Genomic DNA, 24,552 nt, shown 5'->3' on the forward strand with positions numbered 1-24,552 from the left:
TTATTCGGACCATATCCTCTATTTCCCCTGGTATTCCACTTCGTTCAAGGAGCTCTGAGGCATGGACCGCATCCGAATTACTACGTATACAGTCAATACCACCATGGCCAGGAGGAAGATCGTCAGGAGGTAAACGAGGGGAAGGAGGTTCATGAGGACCGCCGTCAGGGAGCCAATGACCACAACTCCGGAAGTCACCACGGTTTGAAGGGAGGTCATGGTGAGGGCGATCCGCTCTTCCTTCACGTGGTTCATGATATAGGCATAGAATTTGGGACCAACAGCCCCGGAAGCTAAGGAGATCAAAAAGATGGAGGCAAAAGTGCCATAGACTGACCCCATAAGGAGGAAAATATAAATGAGGACACCGGCAAAGGAGGCCCAGAGGACTTCCTGGTAAATAGAGAGCCGCTTAAAGAGGTTCATGGCCAGGATGGACCCCAGCATTTGTCCCGCCATCATCAGGATGGGAAAGAGGGCCAGGGTTTGGGTGGCGGATCCGATGAGAAAACCCTCTTTTTCCTTCATGGTGATCACGATGAAGTTGTTGAGACCGGCTAAAATTCCGTTGATTAAAGCGATAATGATTAAGAGGTTCATGACGTTGGGCAGGGATCGGAATTCTTCAAAGGAGGCCTTGACTCGTTTGAAAAAGTTGCTTGCTCCATCCTCGCTTTTCTGGGGAGCGGGAAGGGGGTTGTCGATCAGGAGTTTGCTGAGTTGGGGTAGGATGCCCAAGATAATGAGGGCGGATAGAAAAAAAGTCCCCGAATTGATCAGGGCAATCTGGCTGTAGGTGAAAAAGCTTAGAAAAAGTGACCCTGAAGTTAAGAAAATGACTTGAGAGCCGGAAAAAAGAGCCTGACGAAAACCGCTTGCTCCCTCCCTTTCCTCCTTGGATAAGACTCGAAGGGAAATGGGGATGAAGAGGGCCGATTCAAACTGACCGGCCAGGTCAGAAACAAGGTTGATGGCCGCCACCACCATGGCCACCCAAAAAGCGACAGGGAAGGACATCAAATAGAAGACGCCCAGGTAGAGGGCCACCCGTAAAAATTGAGTGAAGAGAATGGCCCTCAGCTTGTTGTCGGTTTGATCTGCCCGATCTCCACTGACCATGTTGGTGATCATGGGGACCATCTCCGTCAAGGTGATGATGGACATGACCAGGGTCGTTTGGGGAATATCCAAGACATACCGCATCATGACCAAATAGAAAAGCGAATCGCCGAAATTGGAGATGAGGTCCGATAGGGTCAGGGCCATGAATAACTTGTTCGAGAATAATTGTCTCATGGTGGGTCTCCTTGCTTCATTGATATGCAAGAAGTATAGCATGGAAAAAAGACTGTCCATAGGGCCTGGTGGTTGTTTGAAGAAGCCTTTTCGTTGTGAAAATCAACCAGTGGTTGTAGATTTTTGCAACTTCCTTGGCTACCTCTGGCCAGCAGCCCCTTTTTCTCCGATTTTAGCAGACTAGGGGAAGGTGTGAATCCCCCTGTTCCCAGATTCCGCCAATTGAGGGGGCTAATGATGGCCGCCCTCTCCGCCGATTCTGCCAAATGAGGGGGCTCCACAGGATCCAAAGGACCCACAGGACCCGCACTGCGCCTGCAGCCCCCTGACTCCACACTGCCTCCTCTCCCCCACACCCCAAATAAAAAGGCACCCCCGTCCAAGCGCATGCAAATTCCGAAGGAATTTGCCTAAGCGCGGGCGGGGGTGTCTTTTTAGAATACGGTTGATTCGCCTTTATAGACGATCCCTGTGGCGGCGTCCACAGTGATGGTTTCGCCTTCCTGGATGGACCGGCTGGCGTTGTGGGCTCCGATGATGGTGGGTTTGCCATAGTGGAGTCCAACGATGGCGGCGTGGGAGGTGAGGCCTCCCTCTTCCACGATGACGGCGGCCGCCTGGTTGATGTAGGGGATGAGGTCGGCTCCGGTGAAGCGGGCGACCAGGATGTCTCCTTCCTGGAAGCGACCTTCCAGATCCTTGGCGGTCGAGCCGAGGACGGCCTTGCCGACAACGGATTTCTTGCCTATCCCCTGGCCCATGACCAGGATGTTGCCGATGGTGTGGACCTTGATCATATTGGTTTCAGACCCGAAGCCGGAGGGGATGCCGGCGGTGAGAATGATTTGGTCGCCTTCTTTGACCAGGTGGGTCTTGAGAGCGGCATAGATGGATTGGTCGACCAGCTCATCCGTTTCCGGAGAATTGGGAGCCGTCATGGGAGTAACCCCCCACACCAGGGAAAGCTGGTGGTAGGTTTGGATGTCCGGAGTCACTGCAATGATGGGGATGATGGGGCGATACTTGGAGATTTGGCGGGCGGTAAAACCGGAAGAGGTCGCTGCGACAATGGCCTGGCAGACGATCTGTTGGGCGATCATGACGGTGGACCGGGCAATGGCCGAAGAGGTGTTGGGTGAGACCCAGGAGGACCGGTCGGAAATGGAGTTGAGGAAGTCCGGGGACTTCTCCACTGTCTCGGCGATCTGCCGCATCTGGCGGACGGATTCCACAGGGTACTTGCCGGCAGCGGTTTCCCCGGAAAGCATGATAGCATCGGATCCATCCAGGATGGCGTTGGCCACATCGTTGACCTCAGCCCGGGTGGGTCGAGGGTTCCGAGACATGGAGTCCAGCATCTGAGTGGCGGTGATGACGGGCTTGCCGGCATTGTTCGCCATCCGGATGATCTTTTTTTGGACAATCGGGACGTCCTGGGTGGGAATTTCCACACCCAGGTCGCCGCGAGCCACCATAATCCCGTCGCAGGAATGAAGAATCTCCTCCAGATTATCCACCCCTTGGGCACTCTCAATCTTGGCAAGAATCTGGATCCCTGAGCCACCATTATCTTCCAGGAGTCGTCGGATTTCGATGACATCCTCCGGAGAACGAATAAAAGAAGCAAAAATCATGTCTACTCCGGCTTCAATGCCGAAAAGAATGTCTGACTTATCCTGTTCAGTGATGGCAGGTAGCTTGACGTTGGTTCCGGGAACATTGACCCCCTTATGGTCAGAAATTGCCCCATAGTTCTGGGCAACACAGTGAATGTCCGTCCCCTCTTCCACAGACTGGACTTGAAGTTCGACCAGACCATCATCCACCAAAATCCGGGATCCCGGTTTAACGTCTTTAGGCAAGCCCTCATATGTAATGGAAATTTCTTCTCTCGTCCCTTCCACTCTTCGAGTGGTCAGGGTAATTCTATCCCCCTGTTCGAGGTTGACAGGCCGGTGGTCCTTAAAGGTGCCCAAACGGATCTCCGGTCCCTTGGTATCCAGAGCAATGGCCACGGGGACTTTCATTTCCTGACGAAGTTTTTTAACCGTTTCGATTTTTCGACGGTGCTCTTCATGGGTTCCATGAGAAAAGTTAAGCCGGGCGACATTCATCCCCTCATTAATGAGGGCCCGAAGGACGTCCGGAGATTCTGAGGCGGGACCAATCGTACAAACGACTTTGGTATTTTTCATTAGGGCTCCTTTCTCTCTAACAAACTCTTGATGATAAAAAACAGCAAGGCCTTCCGGCATCAGCTGGACAGCATACCGGTGAGCTCATAAACCGATTCATTGAAAACATGGGGGACACGAACAGCCTCCGAGATGGGCATGCGGAAAATATCCTGGCCATGGGAACCGATGGCAACCGCCGTCTCCCCGTCCACAAGGGCCTGGACTGCCTCGCTACCCATAATGCAAGCCAGCTTGGCATCGGTGAAGGAAGGAGATCCTCCGCGTTGAACGTGACCCAGGATGGTGATCCGGGTATCCACTCCGGTGATTTCCTTGATGGTCTTCCCCATTTCATATGGCTCCCCCACTCCTTCAGCCAGGACAATGATGTGGTGGCGTTTCCCCCGGAGCTTGCCCCGGATGATGCGGTCAGTAATCATCTGAATGTCAAAGTCATGTTCCGGGACAATGACAGACTCAGCCCCGCCTCCCAAGCCGGCGTAGAGAGCGATGTCCCCGCAATGGCGACCCATCACCTGGACAATAACGGCCCGGGCGTGGGAAGCGGAAGTATCGCGAAGCTTTCCGATGGATTCGATAACGGTCTCCACTGCCGTGTGGAAGCCGATGGTAAAGTCGGTGTAGCCCAAGTCGTTGTCGATGGTGCAGGGAACGCCTGCCGTCATAATACCCAACTTGGAGAGGGCTTCTGCCCCTTTCATGGACCCATCACCCCCCATGACGATCAGGCCGTCGATGCCGAAGCTTTTGAGGATGTTTCTTGCCTTTGCCTGGCCTTCCGGTTTCGTGAATTCTTCAGACCGGGCGGAACCCAGGATGGTCCCCCCCTTTTGAATAATATCCGCTACCGAGGAAACATTCATCTCATAAATATCTCCCCGCATAAGACCCTCATAACCGAAGCGGATCCCCTTGACCCGGATTCCCTTGTTTAGGGCAGTCCGGGCAATGGACCGGATGCAGGCATTCATTCCTGGAGCATCTCCTCCAGAGGTTAGCATGGCAATGGTGCGCATTTGTCCTCCTTGTTTTCCTTATCTCTTTTCTTCTATTTATTTCGCTCATCGTGTCTGCCGGTTTCTTGGAAAAGTTCCCCTCTCCTACTGAACCACCACTCTGTCAGAACCCAGGATTTTCTGAAGGGTCTGAACCAGGTCTTCACTCCCATCGACCGAAAACTTAGGATCCATGGCCACCGCCTGTCCCCGGTCGGAAAAGTAGATCATGACGGGAAGGCGGCCAGGGTGGGCAACCAGGGCCACTTTCACCCGCTGGTAGAGGACCTTGTCCTGAGAATCCATCTTGAGGAAGACCCGACTCCTGGTCAAGCCCTCCGGCGGATACATATCGTCCACAATAAGTTGGATCTTGTCATTCTGATATTGGAGACGGCCTACAAAAAGCAGGGGGGCATCCGTCACCAGGAGATCCTGCGTCTTTCGGAATATCCGGGGGAAAACCACCCCTTCCATGGTGCCGAAGAAGTCTTCGAACTGGACAAAGCACATCTTCTCCCCCTTCTTGGTCACCAGGTCCCGCCGGCCCCGAAGGATGCCGGCCATCTTGACAAAACGGCCGTCCAAACTCTGAACCCGGTCTTCCTGGAGGACTTCTTCCATGGAAAAGGTCACATGGGGAGCAAAACTATCTTTGTAGGGGGAAAGGGGGTGGTCGGTTAAGTAAATGCCCAATACTTTTTTTTCATACCCCAAAAGCTGATCTTTCGCATATTCCCTAATCTGTTCTTCCTCGGCCGGTGCCAGGTCCATGTCCTCAAAGAGGGAAACCTGGCCGGCCAGGTTCCGCCGGCGGGAACCAACCACAGCATCCAGGGTCGTTTCCAGGTCCACCATGAGTTGGGACCGGTGGCGGCCGAAGTCATCCATGGCCCCGGCCTTGATCAGACCCTCGACAGCCTTCCGGTTCATGGCATTCTTATCCACGGTCAGGACCCGCCGGAGATAGTCGTCCAGGTCGGTGTAGGTCCGTCCGTCCAGGTTCCGCCCGGCAACCGTAGCATCTACTAAAGCCTTGCCTACGCCTTTGATGGCCAGGAGGCCGAAGCGGATCTTTCCTTTCTCGGCTGTAAAGTGGCCCATGGAATAGTTGACGTTGGGGCCCAGGATCTCGATCCCCATCCGCTGGCTTTCTCGGAGGTAGAGGGCCATTTTATCATAATCCCCCATGACGGAGGTTAAAAGAGCCACCATATATTCCGTGGGATGGTAGTACTTGAGGTGGGCGGTCTGCATGGCCACATAGGCGTAGGCCACGGAGTGGGACTTGTTGAAGGCGTACTTGGCGAACTCGATCATCTGGTCGTAGATTTGGTTGGCGATGTCGGCCGGGATCCCCTGGCGGACGCAGCCGGGGACAAGGTCCCCTTCTGCCAGGGTTGCTCCCTCTCCATCCAGGTTCCCATAGATGAAGGTCTTCCGGTTGTCCTCCATGACGGCCATCTTTTTCTTGGACATGGCTCGGCGGAGGTTGTCGGCCCCGCCCAGGGAGTAGCCGGCCAGCTGCTGGACCACCTGCATGACCTGCTCCTGGTAGACGATGACCCCATAGGTCGACTTGAGGATGGGTTCCAGCTTGGGGTGGAGGTAGTGAACCTTGGCGGGGTCGTGGCGGGCAGCCACATACTGGGGGATGTTGTCCATGGGCCCCGGACGAAAGAGCGCGTTGGCCGCCACCAGGTCCTCGAAGCGGTCGGGCCGAAGTTCCCGGAGGAAGTTCCGCATCCCGGTGGATTCAAATTGGAAGATTCCGATGGTCTGAGCCCGGGCAAAGTCCTTGAGGACTTCAGGGTCCTGGAGGTCAATGGCGTCGATGTCGATGACCTCCCCGGTTGAGTTTTCCACCATCTCCAGGGTGTCCCGAATGACAGTCAGGTTCCGGAGACCCAGGAAGTCCATTTTCAGAAGACCCAGCTTCTCCAGCTCAGTCATGTTGTACTGGGTGGTCACCTGGTCCTTGGACCGGGAGAGGGGGACGAAGTGGTCGACCGCCTCCCCGGCGATAAGGACGCCGGCTGCATGAGTGGAGGTGTGGCGGGGGGTTCCCTCCAATTCCCGGGCCAGATCGATGAGCCGGTGGCTTTCAGGATCCTCCTGGTAGATCTTCTTGAAGTCAGGATCCTCTTGTATAGCTTCATTAAGGGTGATTTTCAGGGTGTCAGGGACGGCCTTGGCCACCCGGTCCACCCGGGACAGGGGGATGTCCATGACCCGGCCCACGTCCCGGATGGCGTTCTTGGCCGCCATGGTCCCGAAGGTGACGATCTGGGCGACATGGTCTTCCCCATATTTTTCTTTGACATAATCGATCACTTCATCCCGGCGGACGTAGTCGAAGTCGATGTCGATGTCCGGCATGGAGACCCGGTCAGGGTTGAGGAAGCGTTCAAAGAGGAGGTCATATTTGAGGGGGTCAATGTTGGTAATGGTGAGGGCATAGGAAACGATGGAGCCTGCAGCCGACCCCCTGCCCGGACCCACTGCAATTCCGTGGGACTTGGCATGAGCAACAAAGTCTCGAACAATGAGGAAGTAGTCCACATAGCCCATGGATTCGATGACATCTATCTCGTGGCGAGCCCGGGTCCTGGCCTCTTCGTAGCGAGCCTGCCTTTCCGCCGGCCCCCGCGCGTAGCGGTCCTCAATCCCCTCCATAACCAGACGCTCAAAGTGGGCGACATTGGTTTCCCCGGTGGGGATGTCAAAGTGGGGCAGGTGGAGCTGGTGGAAGATAATCTCCACCCGGCAGCGGTCGGCGATCTTTTGGGTATTTTCCAGAGCTCCTTCGTAGTCATCGAAGAGGTCCCCCATTTCCTCATAAGATTTGACGTAAAAGTCATCCGAGGGGAACTTCATCCGGTCGGTCTGGGACAGGGTCTTCCCCGTCTGAATGCAGAGGAGGGCATCATGGGCCCGGGCATCCTCCCGCCGGAGGTAGTGGCAGTCGTTGGTTGCCACCAAAGGGATCCCCGTCTCCCGGGAGATCTTGGCAAAAGTCCGGGCGATGAGAGCTTCTTCCCGGATTCCATGGTCCTGGATTTCCAGGAAGAAATTATTCTTGCCGAAGATTTCCCGGTATTCCTGAGCCGTTTCCACCGCCTTTTCATAGGAAGAATCCAGAGCCCTTTGGGCACACTCCCCCTGAATACAGGCGGAGAGGGCAATCAGTCCCTGGGCGTGGGCACGAAGGATAGCCTTATCTACGTGGGGCCTGCCATGGTGGTAGCCCTTGATATAGCCTGAAGAGACGATTTTGATGAGGTTATGGTAGCCTTCATTATTTTCGGCAAGAAGAACCAAGTGGTAACGGTCCCGGGTGGAAAAGTCCTCCTGGTTCTCCGCTACATAGACTTCGCAGCCGATGATGGGGTTGATCCCTCGTTTTTTGGCCGCCTCATAAAACTGGATGGCTCCGAACATATTGCCGTGGTCGGTGATGGCAACCGAATCCATGCCCTGGTCCAGGCAGAGATCCATTAGGTCGTCAATCTTGCAAAAGCCATCCAGCAAGGAATAGGGGGTATGCAAGTGTAAGTGGACAAACTTTCCCATTCCTTCCTCCTCTCAAAAAGGGGCCTTCCTGAGGCCCCGTTAGTTCATGTCATCTCATTCAGGTTCTTTTTTCCATTTCATGCTTGCAGTGGGGGCAGCGAACCTTGACCTTCCCCTTCCCCTTGGGCACCCGGAGTTCCTTGCCACAGGAAGGGCAGGCAAAATAGCGGTAGCCCCCCTCGCCGAAAAGCCGGCGACGGTAGCGGGTCACCCCCTTGCGGAGGCCCATAGTCTTCCGGAGAAAAGCGGCATTTTCCCGCGACCGCTTGTCAATATCCCGGGAAAGGGACCGGTAAAAGGCATAAAAAGCCAGAGCTAAAGATAAACCGGATAGGGCCTGACTCTTGAAAATGAGGATATTCAAGAGGATGAGGACGATGGCAAAGCCGGTGATGAATTGGTTGAGGGGGTCGCCGATATAGCGTCCCGCCATCCATTGTTGCAATTTTTCCTTCAATGTAATTCCTTCTCTCTTCCTTACATCCCACTTTTTCAAGGGGATAGTATGGGATTAATTGCCTATAGCAGGCAGGATTTCCGCAATATCGCCGTGGAGGACGTAGTCCGCCCGATGGTCAGCCGGAGTGGCTTCCCGGTTGATGAGAATCATCCGGTCTCCCCGATAATAATTGAGGAGCCCGGCCGCCGGATAGACCACCAGGGAGGTTCCTCCGACAATAAAGGTGTCGCAGGAAGCGATGGCTTCGATGGCTTGACTGAAGGCCACTTGGGGAAGGGCCTCTCCGTACAGAGTCACCGCCGCCCGAACATCATGGCCACAGCGTGGGCAGGGATAACGACCCTTTCCTGCCATAAAATCCTCTGTGGGAACCTGATGACCGCAGTGGGGGCAGTAGATGTCGTGCATATTTCCGTGGACCTCATAGACCTTACGGGATCCGGCTCTTTGATGGAGACCATCTATATTTTGAGTGATCACCGCTGAAAGCTTCCCTTCCTTCTCCCACTTGGCCAGCTGGAGGTGGGCTCCCGAAGGGGGAACCTGATAGGATCGGTAGCATTCCCGGGTGAAGTCGGCAAAGCCGTCCGGGTCATCCATGCAAAATTCATGGGAAAAATAATATTCCGGTGGGTAGGGGCGGTTGGTTTTTTGATGGTAGAGGCCATTGGGGGAACGGAAGTCCGGGATTCCGGAGGCCGTAGAAACCCCTGCCCCACCAAAAAACACGATGTTTTGGGCTTGATCAATAATCGCCTTGACTTCTTCAATCGTGGATTCTTTTCCTTTCATGAGGGATCCTCCTTTGAAACGATGGCGATGCCGGCGGAAGCCCCGATCCGGTCTGCTCCGGCCTCAATCATGGCCAGAGCCTCTTCTCGGCTATGGATCCCACCGGAAGCTTTGACCTTGGCCCTGTCGCCCACGGTTTCTTTCATGAGTCGGACATCCTCGATCCGGGCTCCGCCTGTGGAGAATCCGGTTGAGGTCTTGACAAAATCCGCCCCGGCCCGGAGAGCCGCCCGGCAGACCTCTACTTTTTCCGGATCCGTAAGAAGGCAGGTCTCCATGATGACCTTGAGGGTCTTGTTCCCGCAGGCCTCCTTCAAGGCCCGGATTTCCCCCTCCACATAGGCCATGTCTCCCGACTTGACTTTGCCGATGTTGATGACCATGTCGATCTCATCCGCCCCGTCTTGAATGGCCTGGCGGGTCTCAAAGACCTTGGCCGGGGTGGACATGGCCCCCAGGGGAAAGCCCACCACGGAGCAGGTCAGGACGTCCGACCCCTTAAGCCGGTCATGGACCCGGGCGACGTTGGCAGAGTTGACGCAGCAGGACCGGAAGCCGTATTCCAGAGCTTCCCGGCAGAGGCGGTCGATGGCCCCGTCGTCGGCATCCGGCTTGAGGAGAGTGTGGTCGATGGCCTTGGCCAGGTCCATATTGCTAGCCTTAGTTTTCATAGCCGGGCTTTCCCAGGAGCTTGAACATATTGGCCTTGTAAAATTCCACACCAGGCTGGTTAAAGGGGTTAACCCCCAGCATATAGCCCGAAACCCCAACAGCCACTTCAAAGAAGTAAATCAGCTGGCCCATGACCTCCGGTGTCCATTCCTCCAGCTCCAGGTAAATATTGGGTACCTGACCATCCACATGGGCCTGGAGGGTGCCCAGCATGGCATTGCGGTTGATCTCGTGGAGGTCGCGGCCGGCCAGGTAGTTGAGTTTATCATCATTATCGTCGTCAGAAGGAATCAGAACTTCTTTCCCTGCCTTCTTGATCCAGAGGACGGTTTCAAAATGAATCCGGGGACCTTCCTGGATCCACTGGCCCAGGGAATGGAGGTCAGTCGTGTTCATGACAGAAGCCGGGAATAGGCCCTTGCCGTCCTTACCCTCCGATTCTCCATAAAGTTGTTTCCACCATTCCTGGAAATACTTGAGGAAGGGTTCATAGCCCACCAGGATTTCCATGAACTTGCCCTGGTCGACCATGACATTCCGCATAGCGGCGTATTGGAGAGCAGGGTTCTTATCAAAGTCTTCATTCAGGTAAAGGTCCATCCCTTTTTGGGCACCGGCCATAAGGGCATCGATGTCGATGCCGGCTACAGCGATGGGCAAGAGGCCGACCGCGGTGAGGACGGTGAAACGCCCACCCACATCATCCGGAACGACAAATTCTTCATAGCCACTCCGGTCGGCCAGGTTTTTCAGGGCTCCTCTTGCCCGGTCAGTGGTAACGAAAATCCGGTCTTTCAGCCCTTCCTTCCCCACTTTTTCTTCCAGGAGGTCCCGGAAGAGACGGAAGGCCAAACCGGGTTCAGTCGTCGTTCCGGACTTGGAGATGACGTTGATGGAGAAGTCCTTATCTTGCAAATAGTCCAAAAGCTGGGCGGTGACTTCCGTTGACATATGGTTGCCGGCATAAACCACCTGGACCTTGCCCTTTTCATAGATGGGTGAAAAGGCCTCGATAACGGCTCGGGCTCCCAAGTAGGATCCGCCGATTCCAATGACCACCAGGACCTGGGAGTGGCCCTGGATCTTCTTGGCGGCTTCCTTGATCCGCCGGTATTCGTCTTTGTCATAATCTTGGGGAAGTTTAATCCATCCGGTAAAATCGGACCCCTCCCCTTTTCCCGTAACCAGGGTACGGAGAGCATTCAGAGCCCGGTCTTTTTTTTCTTGACACTCCCGGTCGAATCCTGCATTTGAAAAATCAATCTTCATGGGGCCTCCTTGGTTTTTTCGGTCGGGCCGGCGGCCTGCCCCCCGGCCTCTTCATGGTAGAAATTCATTCCCTCAATCCAGGCAATCCACCTGAAGGAGGGCAATATCATCCTTTTGATTTCCTGACCGGAAATCAGTGATGGTTTGAGCAATAGTATCCAGCATAAAAAGTCCTGAGTTCCGAACCAAATCCATTAGGCGGTCAGTGCCAAAGGGCTCACCGGCCTCGTTCATGGTCTCGGTTGCTCCGTCCGTATAAAAGAGGAAGCGGTCGTTGGTCCGATAAACCAGCCGGTGCTGTTGGTAACGATGTTGGTCAAAAAGTGGGGAAATGAACATTCCTCTGGCCCGGATTTCCTCCACCTTTTCCTGCCTTTTCAAAAGGGGGAAGGCATTGTGACCGGCATTCGCATAGGTCATGGTATGGTTTTGTGTATCAAATAAGGCATAAAAGATGGTGAAATACTGGTCATCGGAAATGGAAATTTCTGTAAATCGACTCCTGAGTGAATCCAATACCTTGCCGGGCTGGCGGATCTTTTCTTCTTTTAGAATGGACCGCATGGCCTGGCGCACGAACATGGTCAAGATGGAGGCGGAGATTCCATGCCCGACCACATCGGAAATATAAAGAGCGATCTTGCCCTGGCCCAAGGGGACCAGGTCGAAAAAGTCGCCGGAAAGCTCGTTGTTGGGGTAGTAGCGGGAATTAAAGCGAAGGGGGCCATAAGCCGTCAGTGAAGGCAACATGTCCTCCTGAAGGGAACGGGCAAAGTTCATCTCTCGGGAAATGCGAAGCTGGTCGCCGAAAAGCTGAGTGGTAAATTGGGATTGACGAGTGATGTCCCGAAAAACCTGGACCACTTGAATGACCTGCCCCCCCTCGATTACGGGAGAGCAGGTAAGGGAATAGACGGTTGGACCAATGCAAAGTTCCGTCCGATAAGCCTGACCATCCCGAAATACCCTCTTGGCATTCACCAGGGGAAAGGATTTTTTCAGATGAGGAGCTCGGACCAGCCTGGAAACCATAGACCGATTTTCATAGACGATCTCTAACTTGCGGTTGACAACTCGAATGGCATCTTCCATAGCATCAAGCCAGCTAAAGGCGGGATTCTCTTCCGCCATAACCGAATGAATGAGGTTTTTTTCCGGATTTTTCCCCATGGAGGCCCTCCTCCCTGACATCTTAACTTTTCAATACAGCTTTTATTCTACCATAGATCAGTCAACTTATTGAAGGCCACTTGTCTAGCGAAAGAGACCGGGATCCGGCCCATGGAACTGGTAGTAGGTCGTTTCCAGACCTCCATTAAAAAGCTTCCGCCTCCGGTCGGCTTCCCTTCCCATCCACTCCTCCAGATCCTTGGAGGGGGTGATAATGAAGTGGGACCAGGTCCGAAGTTGGCCATGGGTCCCGGCGTAGGTCCGGAGAAGGGTCTCCACCTCCCCGGCTTCTTCCAACCGCTTGCCGTAGGGCGGGTTGGTGATGATGATGCCGAAATTTTCCTGAAGCCGAGCCTCTTCCATTTTCTTCGGAACAAAGGTGATGTCTTCCCTGACTCCGGCCAGGTTGGCATTCTTGACCGCCTTTAAGATGACGTTTTCGTCGATGTCAAAGCCCATTAGGTCCAACTTCACCTCCAAATCGATCCGACCCATCCGGTCCCGCCGAACTTCCTTAAAGACACCAGGGCCCACCCAGGGCCAAGCCATGGCAAGAAAGTCCCGGTCGAGACCGGGGTCAATCTTCCGGGCCATCCGGGCTGCTTCAATCAATATTGTTCCGGAGCCACAGAAGGGGTCAAAAAGAGGACGGTCCGGGGTCCAGTAGGAGAGCTTGACCAGACCGGCCGCCAGGGTTTCTTTCAGAGGGGCCGGCCCCTTTTCCTTCCGGTAGCCCCGCTTGAAAAGCCCCTCCCCCGTCGTATCCAGAAGGACCTGGCAGAGGTCTTTACGAATCCGGATTTCCACAGGAAAGAGACAACCGTCTTCGGTGAAGATTTCTCGATGATAGCTTTCCCTGAGCTTTTCCACGATAGCTTTCTTGGCAATGGATTGAATATCAGAGGGTGAAGCCAATTTGGACTTGACCGTATGGGCTGAGACCGGAAAGCGGGCATTTTCGGGGAGGATTTCTGCCCAGGGAAGCCACCAAATCCGGTCAAAGAGGCTGTCAAAGTCCCGGCAGGAAAAACGAACGACCTCCACTTCCACCCGGTCCGCCACAGTCAAGGCAATATTGGCCAGGGCAATCTCCCGGGGACCTCCCTCAAAGAGAACATGACCCTCCTCGACCCGGACCTCCTCAAATCCCAAATCCTCGCATTCTTTCTTTACCACAGCCTCCAGGCCGAATGCTGCCGTGGCGTGGATGGTCCACCGGTCTTTCATCCCCTCTCCTTTCCTTCCGTCCCATTCATTAATCAGGCAGGTCTTTCTTCCATCCATTTTACCACAGGAAAAGAAAACCCCGGCAGGCATCCGCCTACCGGGGTTTCGGGGATTATTCAGTAAGTTTCCATCTTTCGATGGGGAATAAGAAAGATTCTATCGTGCAATCGACTATTTGTTGGCTTCCGCCTTGGCTTGGAGATGAGGCTTGTGGCCGGTGATGGAGTCAACCAGGATGGCAATAGCACCGTCGCCGGTAACGTTGCAGGCTGTTCCGAAGGAGTCCTGAGCAATGTACAGGGCAATCATCAGGGTCAGCATGTTTTCGTTAAATCCGAGCATGGACTGGAGAACACCAAGAGCAGCCATAACCGCACCACCGGGAACGCCAGGAGCAGCAACCATGGTGACGCCGAGCATGAGGATGAAGGGGAACATATGACCGAAGGTCACGTCCCAACCGTTCAGCATCATAACGGCCATGGCGCAGGAAGTCAGGGTGATGGTGGATCCGGCCAGGTGGATGGTGGCGCAAAGAGGAATGACGAAGTCAGCAATTTGCGGAGTAACGTCATTGTTCTTTGTGCACTGGAGAGTAACCGGGATGGTAGCCGCAGAGGACTGGGTACCGATAGCGGTCATATAGGCCGGGATCATGTTTTTCAGAGCGGAGATCGGATTGATTTTTGCGGAAGATCCGGCAATGGAGTACTGAATGAGGAGCATAATCCAGTGCATAACGATAATGATCAGGAATACAACCGCGAAAACCTTCATGATCTGAGCAACAGTTCCTGCATAAGCCATATTGGCAAAAATACCAAAGATATGGAAGGGCAGGAGGGGGATGATGATGGCAGAGATGAGACGGCTGACGATGTCAGCAAAGCCGTCAAAGATGGACTTGAGACCTTCATGACGGATAACGGCAATGCCGAGACCCATAATGAAAGCGAAGATCAGGGCAGTCATCACGCCCATGAGGGGTGGCATTTCAACAGTGAAATAACCGGACAGCATGGTTTCTTCCGCATTTTGTGCATTGTCCATGATGATGGATCCCTTTTCCAGGAAATTGGGGAAAAGGAGGGAGTCAACGCCATAAGCGAAGGAACCGGCAACGATGGTGGACGCATAGGCAATCCCGGCGGTGATGGCCAGGGATTTACCGGCACCCGCTCCAAGGTCAGCAATACCGGGAACGATAAAGCCGACGATGATCAGAGGGATGACAAAGTTCAGGAAGTTTCCGAAGATGGAGTTGAAGGTTGCAGCAATCCGGACGGGAACTTCAAAGTTCATGGATTTGGTGATCAGACCAATAGCGATACCTGCTGCAATAGCAAGGATCAGCTTTGGCAGAAGACCCCAGGATCTTTTGTGTTCATGTTTGTTGGTTTCTTGATTAGCCATAAGTAGTTACGTTCCGAGGAACGCCCTCCTTTGCTGAGTTGAGAATAAATAGGAATAATGGACTATTTAATTTTTACTGAATATCCCGCAGCGTCTAAAGCATCGAGCAGCTTGTGGGCATGCTCGCCATCGATCGTTTCCAGGCTGAAGGTGACCATGGCCGTCTGGACTTCCGTTTCCGTTGTTCCTCTGTGATGTTCAATGTCCAGAATGTTGACCTTATTATCAGCCATGATCTGGAGAACTTTGAGGAGGTTTCCGGAGGCGTCGGGGAGCTTGATGGAGATAATAAGCTGACGACCAACGTAGTGGAGTCCGCGGTTGATGGTCCGCTGGAGCTGGTTGATGTCGACATTTCCGCCGGAAACCACACATACGGTGTTGAGGGAAGTATCGATCTTCTTGAACATATAGGCAGCAACGGTGGTTGCACCGGCTCCCTCTGCAACGGTTTTCTGGTCTTCCATCAGTCTGACGATGGCAGCGGCGATTTCGTCTTCGTTGACGGTCACCATCTCATCCACATACTTCTGGACGCACTTGAACGTTTCCTGGCCTGGTGTCAGGACATGAATGCCGTCAGCAATGGTTCCTTTGTTGGGGCTGGTTACCCGGCTTCCCTTCTTAAAGGATTCCACCATAGCGGGGACATTCTCGGATTGAACGCCGATGACCTTGACAGAAGGTTTGAGGGACTTTATCGCCGTTGCAATCCCGGAGATGAGTCCACCGCCGCCGACAGGAACGACGACTTGTTCAACTTCTTCCAGCTGGTCAAGAATTTCCAGACCGATGGTCCCTTGACCGGCCATAACATAGGGGTCTTCAAAAGGATGGGCAAAAGTATAGCCTTTTTCCTTGGATAATCTTTCCGCTTCAGCTTGAGCATCATCATAAACGCCGGGAACTAAAACGACTTCTGCACCGTAATTCTTGGTCGCCTCTACCTTCATGAGAGGAGCATCGGCCGGCATGCAGATGACCGACTTAATCCCCTGCTGAGTGGCGGAATAAGCGATCCCCTGGGCATGGTTTCCTGCTGAGCAGGCGATGACACCATGTGCCGCTTCTTCCTTGCTCAGATGAGCAATTTTGTTAAAGGCTCCGCGAATTTTGAAAGCACCGGTTAATTGAAGGTTTTCAGCCTTAATCCAAATGTGATCTCCAATTGTTGGGGCTTTTTCAAGCGGTGTTTTACGGGCAACCCCCTTTAACAGCTTTTGGGCTTCTTGAATCATTTCCAGATTGATCATTCTTGATCCTCCCTAGATCCGCTAATCTTGGATCAGTACACCCGATTCATTCATTACAGTAAGTATAAGGTTTTCATAAAAAAATAGCAAATCAAGATTAATCTTAAAGACCCGGGCAGGAGAGTTCCCTCCCCTGCCTTGTCTTTAAGGAGGCAAGCCTTATCTGTTGATAGCTTGACCTCTTTGCTTATGTCTTAACTTAAGCTTCAGAAGCGGTTTCTGCCCCTTGTTCCAGCTTGTCCAGGTAAGCAGCATAGCGTTCCTTCGCTGCCTTTTCCGCTGCGGCATAAAGTTCATCAGCGAATTCAGGGAATTCTCTCTTCAAAGAAGCGTAACGAACCTCGCCCTGGAGGAATTCCTGGAAGTCACCAGTGGGCTCCTTGGAATCCAGGACGAAGGGGTTCTTCCCTTCTTCTGCCCATTCAGGGTTGAATCTCCACATATGCCAATAACCTGCTTCAACGGCCAGTTTCTCACGCTCCTGGGTCTTACCCATTCCGCACTTGAGGCCGTGGTTAATGCACGGTGCATAGCCGATAATCAGGGAAGGTCCATTGTAAGCTTCCGCTTCACGGATGGCCTTCAGGGTCTGCATATTGTTGGCACCCATGGCAACCTGAGCAACGTAGACATAGCCGTAGGAGGTCATCATGAGACCCAGGTCTTTCTTGCGGACCTTCTTACCGGAGGCAGCGAACTTGGCGACTGCGGCAAGTGGGGTTGCCTTAGAGGACTGACCGCCGGTATTGGAGTAAACTTCGGTATCGAAGACCATGACGTTGATGTCTTCGCCGGAAGCGAGGACGTGGTCCAGACCGCCAAATCCAATGTCATATGACCAACCATCACCACCATAGATCCATACGGATTTCTGGGCCAGGTAGTCTTTCAAGGACAGGATCCGATCAACCAAGTCTTGGGCTTCCTTGTTGTCAACGCCCTTTCCGGCTTCTTCAATAATCTTGTCAGCGACTTCTCTTGACTTATCGTAGTCCTTACCCAGGTCGAGCCATTCCTTGAAGAGGTCATTGAGAGGCGAGTAGACGTCGAGTTCAATGAACTTGTTCATGTACTTGGTCAGGAGACTGTGGTTGGACTTCTGTGCCAGAGCCATTCCGTATCCATATTCAGCAGCATCCTCGAAGAGGGAGTTGGCCCATGCGGGTCCGCGACCTTCGGGATCCTTGCAATAGGGCATGGAAGGTACGGATGATCCCCAGATGGAGGAACAGCCGGTGGCGTTGGCGATGATCATATGGTCACCATAGAGCTGGGTGATGAGCTTGGCATAGGGTGACTCGCCGCAGCCGGCACAGGCACCATTGAATTCCAGATAGGGTTGACGGAACTGGGAGTTCTTGGGATTGTTGGGTTCAGCCAAGTTGCCTTTATAGCCAACCACTTCATCCGCATAGGTCCAGTTTTCTTTCTGCGCTTCTCTCTGTGGACCCGCTTCTTCCATGGTCAGGGCTTTTTCCTTGGCCGGGCAGATGTCGGCACAGTTTCCGCAGCCCAAGCAGTCATAGGTTGCCACCTGGATCCGGTATTCATAACCCTTGAAGTTCTTGCCGTTGGCAGGAATGGTCTCAAAGCCTTCAGGTGCATTGGCCTTTTCTTCTTCGGTGAGGAGGAAAGGACGGATCGTGCCGTGCGGGCAGACATAGGAGCAGGAGTTACACTGGATGCAGTTTTCAGGATGCCACTCAGGGACATGGAGAGAAATGCCCCGCTTCTCAAAGCGTGAAGTTCCGGACATATAGGTACCGTCATCGTAGGGCAGGTAGGTGGAAACAGGCAGGTCGTCCTCTTTCAGGTTGATGATGGGACGAACCATTTTTGTGATAAATTCAGGCTCTTCGCCATAATCTTTCACGGTGTCCTCCGCCTCTTTCCATGCAGCAGGAACTTCCACTTTATGGAGTTCCTCAAGGGCCTTATCAACGGCCTGATAGTTCATGTTGACGATGTCTTCACCCTTGTGACCATAGGAGTCAACGATGGATTTCTTCAGGTATTTGATGGAATCATCAATGGGAAGAACCTTGGAGAGGGCGAAGAAAGCGGTCTGGATGACCATGTTAACCCGCTGTCCCAATCCGACTTCTTCGGCAACCTTGGAAGCATTGATGGTATAGAACTCAATGTTCTTTCTGGCGATGTCTCTCTTGAGCTGGCCGGGAAGTTTTTCTTCCAATTCTTCGTCAGACCAAATGGTATTCAGAAGGAAGGTCCCGCCCTCTTTCAGCTGCTTAACCAGGTCGTAGGTTTCCACATAAGCCTGGGGTGAGCAGGAGATGAAGTCCGCTTCATCAAGCAGGTAAGCGGAGTGGATGGGGTTGTCGGAGAAACGGAGGTGAGATTCCGTAAGACCATTGGACTTCTTGGCATCATAGTCGAAATAGCCCTGGACAAACTTGTCGGTGTTGTCCCCGATGATCTTGATAGCGGATTTGTTGGCACCGACAGTACCATCGCCACCAACGCCCCAGAACTTGCACCGCATGGTGGATTCATCGCGAGCAACAAAAGAGGGATCCCACTCCAGGGAGGTATGGGTCACATCATCATGGATACCGACGGTGAAGTGGTTCTTGGGTTCAGCCTGTTCAGCGTTATCATAGACACCCTTGAACATGGCCGGAGTCGTATCTTTCTGACCTAAGCCGTAGCGGCCGCCGATGACCTTGATGTTGAGTCCGGCTTCGGCAACAACCTGCTGGACATCCAGGTAGATCGGCTCTGCCACGGATCCTCTTTCCTTGGTCCGGTCCAGAGCCACGATGGTCTTGACCGTCTTGGGGAGTTTGGAAAGGAAGTGCTTGGCGGAGAAAGGACGGTAGAGGTGGATCTTCATCACGCCGTACTTCTTGCCGGATTTATTGAGAACACGGACAGTTTCTTCCATGGTATCCGTACCGGAGCCCATGAGGACCGTGACGATCTCTGCTTCGGGATCACCATAGTAGGTGAAGGGGGCATAGTCGGTACCGATCTTTTCGTTGACCATGTTCATATATTTTTCAACAATCTCAGGGAGCTTGTCGTAAGCAATGTTCTGGGCTTCCTGTCTCTGGAAGTAGCCGGATTTTTCGAAGACCCCGCGTTCCACAGGACGTTCCGGGTTCAGGGACCGGTTCTTAAAGTCATCAACCGCATCCATATCCAGCATATCTGCCAGGTCTTTGTAGTCCCAGACTTCGATTTTCTGGATTTCGTGGGAGGTCCGGAAACCATCAAAGAAGTTCATGAAGGGGATCCGGGCTTCAATGGCGGCAAGGTGAGCAACGGGAGCCAGGTCCATGATTTCCTGAACCGAACCCTCGGCCAACATGCCAAGGCCGATCTGGCGACAGGCCATGACATCCTGGTGGTCACCATACATGTTGATGGTGGAGGTGGAGATGGAGCGGGCAGCTACATGGACCACACCGGGGAGACGTTCACCAACCATCTTATAGAGGTTAGGAATCATCAGGAGAAGACCCTGGGATGCGGTATAGGTGGTGGTTAAAGCACCGCCTTGGAGGGCACCGTGGACGGAAGCGGAAGCACCCGCTTCGGATTGCATTTCGGTAACCGTAACCTGGTTGCCAAAGACATTCTCTCGCCCGTTTGCTGACCATTTATCGATCAGTTCAGGCATTGGGGATGATGGAGTGATCGGGTAAATGATGGCATTATCGCTAAAAGCATAAGAAACGTGCGAGGCAGCCGTATTCCCATCCATCGATTTTCTAGGTCTAGCCATATTTTCTCCTCTCAAAGTTATTCAAAAAAGAGACATCTTAAACGAGATATTAGTCGATAGTTCCGGTGGCTTCAATTTCTACCTTTGCACCCTTTGGCAGTTTTGCCACCTGGACGCAGGACCGGGTCGGCAGGATTCCGGTAAAGAAGGTTGCATAGACTTCATTCATCGCGGTAAAGTCATTGAGGTCCTGGAGGAAGACGGTAGTATGAACCACTTTTTCCATGGAGGAACCGCCCTCTTCGAGAATGGCTTTGACGTTGGTCAGGGATTGCTTGGTCTGTTCTTCAATGGTGTCGGCCATTTCCCCTGTCTTGGGATTCAGGGGGATCTGACCGGAGGTCATCACCATGTTTCCTACTACCAACCCTTGGGAATAGGGGCCGATAGCTTGAGGGGCATTTTCAGTAGCAATTACTTTGGTCATGGTATTCTCCTTTTCGTTAAGCGGCTGATCACCTGCCGTTAGAGCGTTGATTATTCCCCAATAGTAAAGAACTACTCGTCAGATCTCCATAATTATCTACGGGGATCTGATAAATATTTCTAAACATTGGAATTCTTTATCATCATAAATCAAAATTCCACATTCGTCAACCGTTTTCCTACGTTTTCCTGTAAAATTTTAGAAAAATTTCTCAAAATAAAGCAAAAGAAGCCTTTTTGAGAATGATCGTCTTTCTCAAAAAAGGCTTCTTTATCGCAGTCGTCAGAAGCCTCCAGGAAAAACGGACTTCTACACTTCACTTCAATATTAAGATTTAGATGGTCTTTTCAGAAGCCAGGTTCCGCTTCTTCTCTTCCACTTCACTTTCCTTGCAGTCATATTCGTAGTTCCAGGGATCCTTCTTGATCGCTCCATCAGCATAAGGCACGAAGATGGAGAGGATCAGGAAGACAGCCAGGAGCAGGCAGTACCAAACGTTAGGAATAATCTGTAAGGGGTTAAGGATCACACCGGCCTTTTCAGAAGTTAAGGAGATGGCCAAAAGAACTTGAGCACCGTAGGGGATGATTCCCTGGAAAACACAGGAGAAAGCATCCAGGAGGGAGGCTGACCGTCTGGGGTCAACTTTGAAGTCATTGGAGAGGTCCTTGGCAATAGGGCCGGAGATGATAATGGCAACCGTGTTGTTTGCCGCAGCCAGGTCAACCAGGGAGACCAGACCGCCGATGGCCAGCTGGGCGGAAGCGGAGGATTTCACGCCGGAGGAGAGTTTCCGGATCAACCAGTTGAAACCGCCATCAGCCCGGCACATGGAAGCCAAGCCGCCAACTAAGATGGAAAGGATGAAGATTTCGGCCATTCCCATCATACCTTTGCCCATGGCACCGGTGAATTCGATGAAGCCGATGGCTCCGGTGGCAATGCCGATGATCCCGTTCAGGACTACCCCGCCGGCCAGAACAACAAAGACGTTCATACCGCATAATGCGGAGATGAGAACAAAGAGATAAGGGATGATCTTAACAATATTAAAATCAAATTCTTTAATCGCAGGTGTTGTCTCCGGACGACCGAGAACAAGAAGGAGGATCACAGTAATAACAGCTGCCGGAACAGCCATCTTGAAGTTCATCCGGAGCTTATCCTGCATCTCTACGCCTTGGGACCGGGTGGCTGCGATGGTGGTGTCCGAAATGACGGAGAGGTTATCACCAAACATCGCTCCGCCGAGAACAGCACCGACCATGAGGTAGATATTCAATTTCGAAGCAACGGCTAATGGAACGGCGATGGGCACAACGGCTCCAATGGTTCCCATAGAAGTTCCCATAGCCAGGGAGAGAAAAGCTGAGATGATAAAGACACCGGCAACGAGGAATTGAGCCGGGATGTAGGTCAGAGCCAAGTTAACCGTGGATTTTACGCCGCCAATAGCATCGGCGGAAGCGGAAAAGGCACCGGCCAGGAGGTAGATCAGGCACATGATCATAATGTCCGTATCACCCATACCGGCGACCAGGTGGTTGAGCTTGCTACTCATATCTCCCTTATGAAGGAAGAAGGCGGAAAGAATACCGATCAAACAGGCAACCAGGATGGGGAACTGGTAGAAGGCCATCTCCACGCCCTTGGTGGACAGATAAATACCTATGCCTAAGTATAGGCCAACAAAAATTAAAAAGGGGAGTAGAGAAACACCTGAGCTTCTCTGCGGTTGATTATTATTATTCATAAATTCCTCCTCTTAGGAAGTCTTCGGATCTGAAGACTGTATGTAGCTTTGACATAAGTCAATAAATTCTTTTTCGAGTTTTGTTACTCGATGGTCCTTGGAAGCAATCCACCCGATCTGAAGGATTCCCGAGGAAGATTCCAGGGGAACCGAAGTCAGACGATCATCCCCCCGTGAGGAAATGATTCCCGACCCGATGGTATAGGCCCGGTGGTCGGAGAGAATCTGATAGATGGTGTCCCTATCCGAAACTCGGATGGTCTGTTTTGAATCAGGGCGAATTCCTTCTTCTAAAAATGAGTGGGCCGAGTCCGTTTGCGAATAGCAGATATAGGGATAAGGGAGAAGCTCCTCTAAGGAAAGCTCTTTTGCATCGGCTAAAGGGTGATCCTTGCTGAGAAAGACGGCATAGGCGTATTCCCCCAACCGGTGGAAATCAAGGAAACGGTCCCTTAAATATTTCAGGATTTCCCGCTCAGTCTCCGTTGCCATGGAGATAATGCCGATAGACGCTAATCCGGATTCTACCTCGGAGATGGCTCCTTTTGTCGTCACTTCACGAAGTTCAAAATCATAATCCGTATCCTGATATCTGGTAATGAGGTCTGAAAAGGCATTGACAACATGGACAAAATGCTGGGCGGAGACCCGAAGTCGACTGTCCTTTTTTTTTGAGAAGGTCGACCGGATCGTTTCCAGTTCAAATATGATTGACTTAGCTGTTTCAGCCAGATCCTCCCCCTCTTCCGTAAAGGCAACCCTCCGCTGGTTTCCGCGGAGGAGGATCTCGATCCCGAGCTCCTCCTCCAGGCTTTTGATGGCCTTGGAAATCGTCGGTTGGGTGACATAGCATTTGTTGGCGGCATCCACCATGGTATCTGACTGGTAGAGCACCAGGAGGTAGTAGAGCTGTTGGAGTCTCATCCCTCATGTCCCCTATTCTTCATATAGAGGCTCCTGCCTCTTGAACATCTCGTTTTCCCGCTTTAGAGCTGGTTGAGAGCCTGGTCAAGGTCAGCGATAATATCTTCAGGATCTTCCAGACCGACTGAGAGACGGATCAGGTTGACAGGGATGCCGGCCTTTTCCAATTCCTCAGGAGAGTAGGTGGAGTGGGTCATAGAAGCTGCATGTTCAATCAGGGTTTCGCAGTCGCCCAGGGAAACAGCCAGTGTGCATACCTTGACGGAGTCCATCACCTTTTTGGCGTCTTCCAGGCCGCCCTTAACCATGAAGGAAATCATGGCACCGGGGAGCTTCATCTGACGATCAGCCAATTTCTTCTGGTCGAAGGAGTCCAAACCCGGATAAATGACGCGTTCAACTTTGTCATGACCTTCGAGGAATTCGGCCACCTTCTGTGCATTGGCACAGTGCTGACGGACACGGACACCGAGGGTCTTCATTCCACGAATAATGAGATAGGCCTGGAAAGGAGACATGACAGAACCGGTGCAGTCCTTGACTCCAACGAAACGAACGGTTGTCATATCTTCCGCAGAACCAACAGCAAATCCGGCAATCACGTCACCGTGGCCGTTGAGATACTTAGTCGCTGAGTGGACAACAATGTCAGCCCCCAATTCCAAAGGCTTCTGACAAACCGGAGTGGCAAAGGTGTTATCAACGACAACCCGGACGCCTTCTTTCTTGTGGGCAATGTCAGCAATGGCTTTGATGTCAGCCAAGCCGATGGTGGGATTAACCGGCGTTTCTATGTAGACAATCTTCGTGTTGTCTTTCATGGCCTTTTCAACGTTCTTCGGATCGGTTGTGTCGATGAAGGAAACTTCTACGCCCATCCGGGTCAGGCTTTCATTCATCAAAGCGAAGGTGCAGCCATAAAGAACTTCCGAGGCGATGATGTGGTCACCGGCGGAAAGGAAGGCCCATAGTGTAGATGCAATGGCACCCATTCCGGAGGCTGTACCGACAGCCGCTTCTGCACCTTCAAGCAAGGCAACCTTTCTCTCTGCATTGGCAACAGTGGGGTTTCCCAAACGACCATAAATATAGCCTTCTTCTTTTCCGGCAAACCGGTTACCGCCTTGATTGCAGTTATCAAAGATGAAAGTGGAGGTTTGATAAATCGGGGTGGCCAGTGCCCCATATTTATTCGGTTCATAACCTCCGTGTACTGCAATCGTGTCGAGTTTCAGGTTCTTTTTTTCCATGATGTCTCCTTTCTTCACCGCATTCTCTCACGCTTGATTAGAGCGTAAAATAATAAATTAATAAACGTTTTCTATGTAAGCAAGCACCTGAGCTGAATTGCTAAAAACCACCCTCTGACCATAGCTTTTAGG

Annotated in this window: 17 protein-coding genes; all 17 read right to left on the minus strand. The window is 52.6% G+C overall.

What is annotated here, in order from left to right; all coding sequences use genetic code 11:
* Positions 1-18 precede the first annotated feature (18 nt).
* The gene (locus tag BN2373_RS00845) at positions 19-1,296 is read right to left on the minus strand and encodes an MFS transporter (RefSeq protein WP_053942303.1); all 1,278 of its coding nucleotides are present in this window, start codon (positions 1,294-1,296) and stop codon (positions 19-21) included.
* 434 nt (positions 1,297-1,730) lie between these two features.
* Complete coding sequence (gene pyk / locus BN2373_RS00855) at positions 1,731-3,491, minus strand: pyruvate kinase (protein WP_053942305.1); 1,761 nt, start codon at positions 3,489-3,491, stop codon at positions 1,731-1,733.
* A gap of 59 nt (positions 3,492-3,550) precedes the next feature.
* On the minus strand, positions 3,551-4,510 hold the full coding sequence (gene pfkA, locus BN2373_RS00860) for a 6-phosphofructokinase (RefSeq protein ID WP_053942306.1): 960 nt from the start codon (positions 4,508-4,510) through the stop codon (positions 3,551-3,553).
* Positions 4,511-4,594: 84 nt separating this feature from the next.
* Positions 4,595-8,062: a DNA polymerase III subunit alpha gene (locus tag BN2373_RS00865; RefSeq protein ID WP_053942307.1), complete on the minus strand. Its 3,468-nt coding sequence runs from the start codon at positions 8,060-8,062 to the stop codon at positions 4,595-4,597.
* A gap of 58 nt (positions 8,063-8,120) precedes the next feature.
* Positions 8,121-8,519 (minus strand): zinc ribbon domain-containing protein, encoded by a 399-nt coding sequence (locus BN2373_RS00870; RefSeq protein ID WP_053942308.1) that lies wholly within the window; start codon positions 8,517-8,519, stop codon positions 8,121-8,123.
* Between the two features lie 54 nt (positions 8,520-8,573).
* Positions 8,574-9,314 carry an NAD-dependent protein deacylase gene (locus BN2373_RS00875; protein ID WP_053942309.1) on the minus strand — a complete coding sequence of 247 codons (741 nt, stop codon included), beginning with the start codon at positions 9,312-9,314 and terminating at the stop codon, positions 8,574-8,576.
* A complete protein-coding gene (gene deoC, locus BN2373_RS00880) occupies positions 9,311-9,964 on the minus strand; it encodes a deoxyribose-phosphate aldolase (RefSeq protein ID WP_053942420.1) in 654 nt (217 codons plus the stop codon). Before deoC ends, BN2373_RS00875 begins: the two co-directional genes overlap by 4 nt.
* A gap of 10 nt (positions 9,965-9,974) precedes the next feature.
* Complete coding sequence (locus BN2373_RS00885) at positions 9,975-11,255, minus strand: glucose-6-phosphate isomerase (protein WP_053942310.1); 1,281 nt, start codon at positions 11,253-11,255, stop codon at positions 9,975-9,977.
* Positions 11,256-11,327: 72 nt separating this feature from the next.
* On the minus strand, positions 11,328-12,425 hold the full coding sequence (locus BN2373_RS00890) for a PP2C family protein-serine/threonine phosphatase (protein ID WP_053942311.1): 1,098 nt from the start codon (positions 12,423-12,425) through the stop codon (positions 11,328-11,330).
* Positions 12,426-12,509: 84 nt separating this feature from the next.
* On the minus strand, positions 12,510-13,652 hold the full coding sequence (locus tag BN2373_RS00895) for a THUMP domain-containing class I SAM-dependent RNA methyltransferase (protein WP_053942421.1): 1,143 nt from the start codon (positions 13,650-13,652) through the stop codon (positions 12,510-12,512).
* Positions 13,653-13,823: 171 nt separating this feature from the next.
* Positions 13,824-15,065: a dicarboxylate/amino acid:cation symporter gene (locus tag BN2373_RS00900; protein ID WP_053942312.1), complete on the minus strand. Its 1,242-nt coding sequence runs from the start codon at positions 15,063-15,065 to the stop codon at positions 13,824-13,826.
* Between the two features lie 62 nt (positions 15,066-15,127).
* A complete protein-coding gene (gene ilvA / locus BN2373_RS00905) occupies positions 15,128-16,318 on the minus strand; it encodes a threonine ammonia-lyase (protein ID WP_053942313.1) in 1,191 nt (396 codons plus the stop codon).
* 199 nt (positions 16,319-16,517) lie between these two features.
* Positions 16,518-20,066, minus strand: coding sequence for a pyruvate:ferredoxin (flavodoxin) oxidoreductase (gene nifJ, locus BN2373_RS00910; protein WP_053942314.1), 3,549 nt, complete (start codon positions 20,064-20,066; stop codon positions 16,518-16,520).
* A gap of 49 nt (positions 20,067-20,115) precedes the next feature.
* Positions 20,116-20,493: a RidA family protein gene (locus BN2373_RS00915; protein ID WP_019134766.1), complete on the minus strand. Its 378-nt coding sequence runs from the start codon at positions 20,491-20,493 to the stop codon at positions 20,116-20,118.
* 334 nt (positions 20,494-20,827) lie between these two features.
* A complete protein-coding gene (locus BN2373_RS00920) occupies positions 20,828-22,246 on the minus strand; it encodes a Na+/H+ antiporter NhaC family protein (RefSeq protein ID WP_053942315.1) in 1,419 nt (472 codons plus the stop codon).
* Positions 22,247-22,258: 12 nt separating this feature from the next.
* Positions 22,259-23,170 carry a LysR family transcriptional regulator gene (locus BN2373_RS00925; protein WP_053942316.1) on the minus strand — a complete coding sequence of 304 codons (912 nt, stop codon included), beginning with the start codon at positions 23,168-23,170 and terminating at the stop codon, positions 22,259-22,261.
* A 62-nt stretch (positions 23,171-23,232) separates the two neighbouring features.
* Positions 23,233-24,420: a methionine gamma-lyase gene (megL, locus tag BN2373_RS00930; RefSeq protein ID WP_053942317.1), complete on the minus strand. Its 1,188-nt coding sequence runs from the start codon at positions 24,418-24,420 to the stop codon at positions 23,233-23,235.
* Between the last annotated feature and the right edge of the window lie 132 nt (positions 24,421-24,552).

It is taken from the genome of Kallipyga gabonensis, assembly GCF_001286805.1.
Classification (GTDB): Bacteria; Bacillota; Clostridia; order Tissierellales; family Peptoniphilaceae; genus Kallipyga; species Kallipyga gabonensis.

What these genes read in the sequence shown, in the direction of transcription:
- BN2373_RS00900 (WP_053942312.1), bottom strand. Translation starts at nt 15,065, where the DNA reads ATGGCTAATCAAGAAACCAACAAACATGAACACAAAAGATCCTGGGGT.
- pyk (WP_053942305.1), bottom strand. Translation starts at nt 3,491, where the DNA reads ATGAAAAATACCAAAGTCGTTTGTACGATTGGTCCCGCCTCAGAATCT.
- BN2373_RS00915 (WP_019134766.1), bottom strand. Translation starts at nt 20,493, where the DNA reads ATGACCAAAGTAATTGCTACTGAAAATGCCCCTCAAGCTATCGGCCCC.
- BN2373_RS00885 (WP_053942310.1), bottom strand. Translation starts at nt 11,255, where the DNA reads ATGAAGATTGATTTTTCAAATGCAGGATTCGACCGGGAGTGTCAAGAA.
- BN2373_RS00865 (WP_053942307.1), bottom strand. Translation starts at nt 8,062, where the DNA reads ATGGGAAAGTTTGTCCACTTACACTTGCATACCCCCTATTCCTTGCTG.
- BN2373_RS00845 (WP_053942303.1), bottom strand. Translation starts at nt 1,296, where the DNA reads ATGAGACAATTATTCTCGAACAAGTTATTCATGGCCCTGACCCTATCG.
- deoC (WP_053942420.1), bottom strand. Translation starts at nt 9,964, where the DNA reads ATGGACCTGGCCAAGGCCATCGACCACACTCTCCTCAAGCCGGATGCC.
- BN2373_RS00890 (WP_053942311.1), bottom strand. Translation starts at nt 12,425, where the DNA reads ATGGGGAAAAATCCGGAAAAAAACCTCATTCATTCGGTTATGGCGGAA.
- BN2373_RS00925 (WP_053942316.1), bottom strand. Translation starts at nt 23,170, where the DNA reads ATGAGACTCCAACAGCTCTACTACCTCCTGGTGCTCTACCAGTCAGAT.
- megL (WP_053942317.1), bottom strand. Translation starts at nt 24,420, where the DNA reads ATGGAAAAAAAGAACCTGAAACTCGACACGATTGCAGTACACGGAGGT.
- BN2373_RS00875 (WP_053942309.1), bottom strand. Translation starts at nt 9,314, where the DNA reads ATGAAAGGAAAAGAATCCACGATTGAAGAAGTCAAGGCGATTATTGAT.
- BN2373_RS00920 (WP_053942315.1), bottom strand. Translation starts at nt 22,246, where the DNA reads ATGAATAATAATAATCAACCGCAGAGAAGCTCAGGTGTTTCTCTACTC.
- pfkA (WP_053942306.1), bottom strand. Translation starts at nt 4,510, where the DNA reads ATGCGCACCATTGCCATGCTAACCTCTGGAGGAGATGCTCCAGGAATG.
- nifJ (WP_053942314.1), bottom strand. Translation starts at nt 20,066, where the DNA reads ATGGCTAGACCTAGAAAATCGATGGATGGGAATACGGCTGCCTCGCAC.
- ilvA (WP_053942313.1), bottom strand. Translation starts at nt 16,318, where the DNA reads ATGATCAATCTGGAAATGATTCAAGAAGCCCAAAAGCTGTTAAAGGGG.
- BN2373_RS00895 (WP_053942421.1), bottom strand. Translation starts at nt 13,652, where the DNA reads ATGAAAGACCGGTGGACCATCCACGCCACGGCAGCATTCGGCCTGGAG.